We start from the raw sequence: 6,871 nt of genomic DNA, 5'->3' as shown, positions 1-6,871 counted from the left end.
CCCCGCAGCAGCCGGGGTCCCCGCCCCGCACGGAGTCGCTGCCCCGGCCCGAGCCCGCCTACGACCCGGCCTACCCGCCGCACTCGACCGAGCCCGCGTACGACCCGGCCTACCCGCCGCAGCCGACCGGGGCGGCCTACGACCCGGCCTACCCGCCCCAGCCGACCGGGCCGATGGGCGGCGGCGTCCCGGCGCCCCCGCCGCTGCCCACCCCGGAGAGCTCCACCTCGCCCCGGGTCGGCGCCCGGCCGCGCACCACCGCCGACCGGGCCGCGATGACCGCGACCGGGCTCGGGGTCATCGGCCTGGTGCTGCTGCTGGTCGGCCTGTCCATGCCCTACCCCGGTGGCGGGCCGTCCCTGTGGTCGGCGACGACGGCCTGGGCGGTGTTCGCCACCCTCGCGGCGCTGGTGGCCCTGGTGCCGGCCGTGCCCAGCCGCGGCGGGCTGGACCGGCAGCAGGCCTGGCAGCTGGGTGCCGCCGGGGCGGCCGGGCTCGCCGTCTTCTGGCTGCTGGTCGTCGTCTTCACCGGGACCGCGGCCGCCGACCGCGGCTTCGTGCTCACGCTGGCCACCGGCCTGGTCGCCGGCGGCCTCTGGCTGGGTCGGCCCCGCACGGCCTGACGCCGCACCTCTCGACCTGCTCAGCGGCCCCGGCTGCTCGACTCCGTCGGACCGGGCGGCGTCGGTCGCCCGGGGCGCCCCGGGCGACCGGTGGTGGTGGTCGGTGCCGAGGTGGTCGACGCGGTGGTCGGCGTCTCGGTCGTGGGCGGCGGGGTGGTCGGCACGGCCTGCCCCAGCCCGGTGCCGGTGGCCGCGCCCAGCTCGGTCACCGGGGACGGCGCGGACCAGCCCGGCGCCGGGGCGGCGGCCGGCTGCTCCGGGGTCGGCGGCACCGAGGTGGCCGCCGCGCTGCTGGTGGACCCGGCGGCCACCCGCGCCGGGGGCTCTCCGCTGCCGCCCAGCACCACGACCCCGGCCACCGACGCCACCAGCGCGGTCAGCGCCGCGGCCCCGGCGAGCACCCAGCGGCGGCGGTCCCGGCGCGGCGGCGGGCCGACGGTGTGCCGGCCGCCGGTGCTCAGCTTCACCGTGGCCGGCCCGAGCCCGCGCTCGACCAGGCGCTCGACCTCGGCCAGCACGGCGGCCCCGTCGGCCAGCCGGTCCGCCGGGTTCTTGACCAGCATCGCGGCCACGAGCTCGCGGACCCCGACCGGCACGGTGGCCGGCAGCGGCTCGGGCTCGTCGGAGATCTGCGCCCGCACCACCGCGACCGGGTTGTCACCGGTGAAGGCCCGCCGGCCGGCGAGCAGCTCGTAGCCGACCATGCCCAGGGCGTAGACGTCGCTGGCGGCGGTGGCCTGCAGGCCCTGCGCCTGCTCCGGCGACAGGTAGTGCGCGGTGCCGATGACCTCGCCGGTGCCGGTCAGCGCGACGCTGGCCGCCGACCAGGCGATCCCGAAGTCGGTGATGGTCAGGCTGCCGTCGGGTCGGACGAGCAGGTTGCCGGGCTTGACGTCGCGGTGCACCACCCCGGCCCGGTGGGCCACCGCCAGCCCGGTCGCCGCCTGGCGCAGCAGGTCCACGGTCCGGTCGGCGGGGACGGCGCCCTCGCGCCGGCGCAGCGCCGACAGCGGCTCGCCCTCGATCAGCTCCATGACCAGGTAGGCCAGCTGCTCGCCGTCGTCCTCGGTCTCGCCGTAGTCGTAGACCGCTGCGATGTGCTCGTCGCGGAGCAGGGCGGTGTGCCGGGCCTCGGCGCGGAACCGGGCGATGAACTCGGGGTCGCCGGCGAACTCCCCGCGCAGCACCTTGACCGCCACCGCCCGGCGGAGCCGTCGGTCGTGCGCCCGCCAGACCCGGCCCATGCCGCCGGTGGCGATGACGGACCGGAGCTCGTAGCGGTTCCCCAGCACACGGGTCTCCGGCTCCACGGGCCCATCCTGTCAGCCGGAGGGCCCGGTGGGCAGGGGCCGATCAGGGTGCGCCCGGACCCCGCCCGTTCCCGTTCCCGTTGCCGTTCCCGTTGCCGTTGCCGTTCCCCGGACCGCCCCCGTTGCCGTTGCCGTTCCCGGGGCCGCCGTTCCCGTTGCCGTTGCCGTTGCCCGGGCCGCCGCCGCCCGGGTCGGCCGGGGTGTCCGCCGCCGGGGGGTCGGTGGTCGGGGCCGGCGCCTGGGTCGACACGACGGTGACCGGCGGCTCGGTGGTCGGCGCGGCGGTGGTCGGCGGGGCGGCCGAGCCGTAGCGCACCGTCACCGCCGCACCCGGCTGCAGCGCCGTCCCCACCGGGGCGACCTCGACCACGAGCCCGGCGGTCGACCCGTCGCCGGCCACCTCCTCGGTGGTGACGACCAGGCCCAGCCCGGTGAGCTCGGCGGTCACGGCGCTCACCGGCCGGCCCAGGTAGGCGGCGGCGTCCAGGGTGACCGGGTCGGGCGTGCTCGGGGCGGCCGTGGTCGTGGTCGCCGGGGTGGCCGACCCGCCCTCGGGTCCCGACGACCCACCCAGCCCGAGCAGCAGGGCGGCACCGCCGCCGACGAGCAGCAGCGCGGCCAGCACGCCGGCCAGCAGCAGCGGCTTCCGACGCCGTCGCGGCGGGGCCGCCGCGGCGCCGGTACCGGTGGCGGTGGCGGGGTCCATCAGGGCGGTCAGCCCGGTCGGCGGCACCAGGTCCAACAGCTCCGTCGGCTCCCCGGCGGCACCGATCGCCGCCCGGGTGGCGGTCGCCGCGGCGACCACCGCGTCCCCGTCGGCCAGCCGGCCCGCGGCGTCCTTCACCAGCATCGCGGCGACCAGGTCACGAACCGGGGCGGGGACGTCGTCGGGCAGCGGGTCGGGCTCGTCCTGGATCTGGCTCAGCGCGACCGACACCGAGCTGGCCCCGTCGAAGGCCCGGCGCCCGGCGAGCAGCTCGTAGGCGACCATGCCCAGGGCGTAGACGTCGCTGGCCGGGGTGGCCGGGCGGCCGCGGGCCTGCTCGGGCGAGAGGTAGTGCGCGGTGCCGATGACCTGGCCGGTCGCGGTCAGCGCGACGCTCTCCGCCGACCACGAGATGCCGAAGTCGGTGACCGCCACCGAGCCGTCCGGGCGCAGCAGCAGGTTGCCCGGCTTCACGTCCCGGTGCACGATGCCGACCTCGTGCGCGGCACCGAGACCGGCCGCCGTCTGGGTGACGATCTCCAGCACCTGGTCGGCGGGCAGCACGCCCTGCCGCCGGCGCACCGCGGCCAGGGAGTCCCCGGGCACCAGCTCCATGACCAGGTAGGCCAGCTGCTCACCGTCGGCGGCCGCCGTCTCGCCGTAGTCGTAGACCGCGACGACGTTGCGGTGCCCGAGCAGGGCAGCGTGCCGGGCCTCGGCGCGGAACCGGGCCAGGAAGTCGGCGTCCCCGGCGAATTCCCCGCGCAGCACCTTCACCGCGACCGCCCGGCCCAGCCGCTGGTCGTGGGCCCGCCACACCTGGCCCATGCCGCCGGTGGCGATCAGCGAGCGCAGCTCGTACCGGTCGCCGACGGTGCGGGTGAGGGGTTCCACCCCGACATGGTGCCCGCTGCCGGTCCGGTCAGCCGAACAGGCCCGAGCCCCACCAGTCGTCGTCGCCGGTCACCCCGGGCGGGCAGGCGAACACCGCCGACGAGGTGTGCTGCACGTACTCGTTGAGCTTGTCGGTCCGCAGGTTGCGCTGGACCTGCACGAACCCGGTCTCCGGGTCGGACTGGTAGCAGAGGAAGAACAGCCCGGCGTCCAGCCTGCCCAGCCCGTCGGACCCGTCGACGAAGCTGTAGCCGCGCCGCAGGATCGCCGTCCCGGAGTTGGTGGGGTGGGCCAGGAAGACGTGCGACGTCGGCGGGACGGCGACGTCACCCTCGACCTGCGTGGTGAAGTCGACCGGGTCGAACTCGCCGCGCTGGCCCAGCGGTGCGCCGCTGCCCTTGGTCCGCCCGATGGTCTGCTGCTGGTCACGCAGGTTCTGCCGGTCCCAGACCTCGACCAGCATCCGGATCTTGCGGCTGACCAGGTAGGAGCCGCCGTCCATCCAGGATTCGGTGCCCGAGACCCAGACGAAGCGGTCCAGGGTGGCCGGCTGCTCGGCCTTGAGGTTGTCCGTGCCGTCCTTGAAGCCGAACAGGTTGCGCGGGGTCACCTGGTCCGAGGACGTGGACGACGTCCGGCCGAACCCCAGCTGCGACCAGCGCACGCTGACCAGGCCGACCCCGATCCGGGCCAGGTTGCGGACGGCGTGCACAGCCACCTGCGGATCGTCGGCGCAGGCCTGGATGCACAGGTCGCCGCCGCTGATGGTCGGGTCGATCAGGTCGCCGGCGAAGGCGGGCAGCTCGACCAGGGCCGCGGGCTGCCGGTCGGCCAGGCCGAAGCGGTCGGTGCCGTCGGCGGTGCGGAACAGCGTGGGGCCGAAGCCGATGGTCAGCGTCAGGCCGGCCGGCGGCAGACCGAGCGCCTCGCCGGTGTCGTCCGGCGGGGCGTACTCGTTGCCCTGGACGGCGCCGACCGGGCCGGCGTCCTGCCCGCGGGTCATCCGCCGGGCGGCCGTCGTCCAGTCCTGCAGCAGGCGGACGAGGGCATCCCGGTCGTCGGTGATGACGTCGAAGGAGACGAAGTGCAGCCGGTCCTGGGCCGGGGTCACGATGCCGGCCTGCCGGTCGCCGTGGAACTCGACGGCGTCCTGGCCGGCGGCCGCGGTCGCCGTGGCCGGCTCGGCGTCCCGGCCGGCCGCCCAGCTACCCGCGCCCAGGGCGACGGCACCGGCGGCGCCGACGCCGGCGGCGCCGAAGAAGTCACGTCGGGAGAGCTTCATGCGTTCCACTGTCCCCGATCAGCCGGCGACGACGGCGGGCACCTGGCTGACCTGGGCGGCGAGGGCGTTGATGGAGTCGGACAGGCCCTGGAGCTGCTCGGTGGTGAGTTCGGTGTAGAGGAGGAAGCCGTCACCGGAGGCGAACTGGGCCAGGTCGGCCTGGGTGGCGGCGAACGCGGAGTCCAGTGCGGCGGCCAGGTCGGGGTCGGCCTCGGCGATCACCGGTCGCAGCGAGGCGATGGCGGTCTGCGAGCCGTCCAGGTTGGCCTGGAAGTCCCAGAGGTCGGTGCGCGAGTAGCGCTCCTCCTCACCGGTGATCTTGCTGCTGGCGATCTCGTCGAGCAGGCCCAGTGCGCCGTTGGCGAGGTCGAGGGGCTGCAGCTCGAGGGTCTGCACCCGGGTGACCAGGTCGTCGACGTCGGTCATCAGCTGGTCGGCCACCGGCCCGGAGGCCGAGAGGTCGCCGGTCTGCCAGAGATCGCGCTCCAGGACGTGGAAGCCGGTCCAGGTGCCCCCCTCCTCGACGTCGTTCTCCCGGGCGTCGATCCTCGGGTCCAGGTCGCCGAAGCTCTCGGCCACCGGCTCGATCCGCTCGAAGTACGTGCGGGCGACCTGGTAGAGCCCCTGGGCGGTGGCCACGTCACCGGCGTTGACCGCGTCGACGAATGCCTGGGTCTGCTCCCGCAGCGCGGTCGTCTGGCTGCCCACGTAGCGGGTGTAGTCCTCGACGGCGGTCTGCAGCTGCTCGTCGTCGGAGAGCTGCTGGGACTCGCCGGTCACGGTGAGTGCGTTGCGGATGCCGTCGCCGACCATGCCCGGCTTGCAGGCGGCCTGGTACTCACCGGCCGGCAGCTCGACCAGCAGCGTGCGGGCCACCCCGGGGGCGATGTTCTCGACCTCGCCCATGATCCGGTCGCCCTCGGCGTAGAGGTAGAACTCGGTGGTCGAGCTGCCGGTGTTGGTCACGGTGAACTGGTGCGTGCCGGCGTCGAGCTCCGTGGCGTCGACGTCACAGGTGGTGTCGGTGGCCGAGACGGCGATGTCGTCGGAGGCCTCGGAACCGCTGCCGCCTGCCGAGGAGCCGCCCCCGCAGGCGGCCAGCAGGGCGAGGGAGGCGGCTCCGGCCGCGACGAGGGAGGTCTTACGCGCGTACATCGATGTGCTCCGGGGTGGTGGCGGGTGCGGGGGTCTCCCGGGCCGGGCGGCCCGGGAGGAGGAACAGGACCAGGACCGGCAGGAGGTAGGCCAGGTAGGCGACCACCTCGAGCACGCTGGGCTGGGCCGAGATGTTGAAGACGCCGTCCAGGACCGCACCCCACCAGCTGCCCGGGTCCAGCCACCCCGACGCGTCGTAGGCGTAGGTGGTCAGGCCGGGCAGGACGCCGGCCTCCTGGAAGTCGTGGATGCCGTACTTGAAGATGCCGGCGGCGACGAAGACCAGCAGGACACCGGAGATCGTGAAGAACCGCGACAGGTTGATCCGCACGGCGCCCGCGTAGAGCAGGGCGCCCAGCACGACAGCGGTGGCCAACCCGGCGGCCAGCCCGACGAGCGGGGTGGCGCTCACCGCACCCTGCGCGGAGGCGAAGAACAGCAGCGTGGTCTCCAGGCCCTCGCGGACCACGGAGGCGAACGCGATGCCGACGACGGCGCCCAGGCCCAGGCCCACCGCGTCGTCCAGCCGGCCGCGCAGCTCACCGGACAGCTTGCGGGCGGTGCGCCGCATCCAGAAGATCATCCAGGTGACGAGCGCGACGGCGATCACCGAGGTGATGGCGTCGAAGAGCTCCTGGCCCGGACCGCCGAGCACCGCGGTCGACACGTAGGACAGCACGGCGCCGAACCCGACCGAGAGCACGACCGCGGCGGCCACGCCGCCCCAGACGGGCAGCAGGTGCTGGCGGCGACCGGTCTTGACCAGGTAGGCGATCAGCACGCTGACCACGAGGACCATCTCCAGGCCCTCGCGCAGCCCGATGAGGTAGCTGGGGAAGAACAGAGCTCCCACGGCGGGACACCTCCTGGCAGGCGAAGACCCCCGGCGGAGGCTGAGGGC

The 6,871-nt window shown here is 75.3% G+C and carries 5 protein-coding genes and 1 pseudogene; 1 reads left to right on the top strand and 5 read right to left on the bottom strand.

Translation table 11 applies throughout. The features are described 5' to 3' along the window. Positions 1–623, top strand: a pseudogene (locus tag LFA75_RS11520) (hypothetical protein); the annotation flags it as partial. Between the two features lie 20 nt (positions 624–643). Here the strand turns inward: LFA75_RS11520 and LFA75_RS11515 are convergent. Genes LFA75_RS11515 through efeU form a run of 5 tightly spaced genes read right to left on the bottom strand, consistent with a single transcriptional unit; the run spans position 644 to position 6,823 of the window. Beyond that, complete coding sequence (locus LFA75_RS11515; protein ID WP_225233777.1) at positions 644–1,933, bottom strand: serine/threonine-protein kinase; 1,290 nt, start codon at positions 1,931–1,933, stop codon at positions 644–646. Positions 1,934–1,976: 43 nt separating this feature from the next. Next, a complete protein-coding gene (locus LFA75_RS11510; RefSeq protein ID WP_225233776.1) occupies positions 1,977–3,533 on the bottom strand; it encodes a serine/threonine-protein kinase in 1,557 nt (518 codons plus the stop codon). A gap of 28 nt (positions 3,534–3,561) precedes the next feature. Further along, positions 3,562–4,815 carry an iron uptake transporter deferrochelatase/peroxidase subunit gene (efeB, locus tag LFA75_RS11505; protein WP_225233775.1) on the bottom strand — a complete coding sequence of 418 codons (1,254 nt, stop codon included), beginning with the start codon at positions 4,813–4,815 and terminating at the stop codon, positions 3,562–3,564. 18 nt (positions 4,816–4,833) lie between these two features. Further along, positions 4,834–5,970, bottom strand: coding sequence for an iron uptake system protein EfeO (gene efeO, locus LFA75_RS11500; protein ID WP_225233774.1), 1,137 nt, complete (start codon positions 5,968–5,970; stop codon positions 4,834–4,836). Beyond that, positions 5,957–6,823, bottom strand: coding sequence for an iron uptake transporter permease EfeU (gene efeU, locus LFA75_RS11495; RefSeq protein WP_225233773.1), 867 nt, complete (start codon positions 6,821–6,823; stop codon positions 5,957–5,959). Before efeU ends, efeO begins: the two co-directional genes overlap by 14 nt. Positions 6,824–6,871: the final 48 nt, after the last annotated feature.

The organism is Klenkia terrae (assembly GCF_900491935.1).
Lineage (GTDB): Bacteria > Actinomycetota > Actinomycetes > Mycobacteriales > Geodermatophilaceae > Klenkia > Klenkia terrae.
This window is presented reverse-complemented; position numbering and strand designations above follow the sequence as displayed.

Coding starts and splice junctions, on each gene's coding strand:
- efeB (WP_225233775.1), bottom strand. CDS start 4,815: ATGAAGCTCTCCCGACGTGACTTCTTCGGCGCCGCCGGCGTCGGCGCC.
- efeO (WP_225233774.1), bottom strand. CDS start 5,970: ATGTACGCGCGTAAGACCTCCCTCGTCGCGGCCGGAGCCGCCTCCCTC.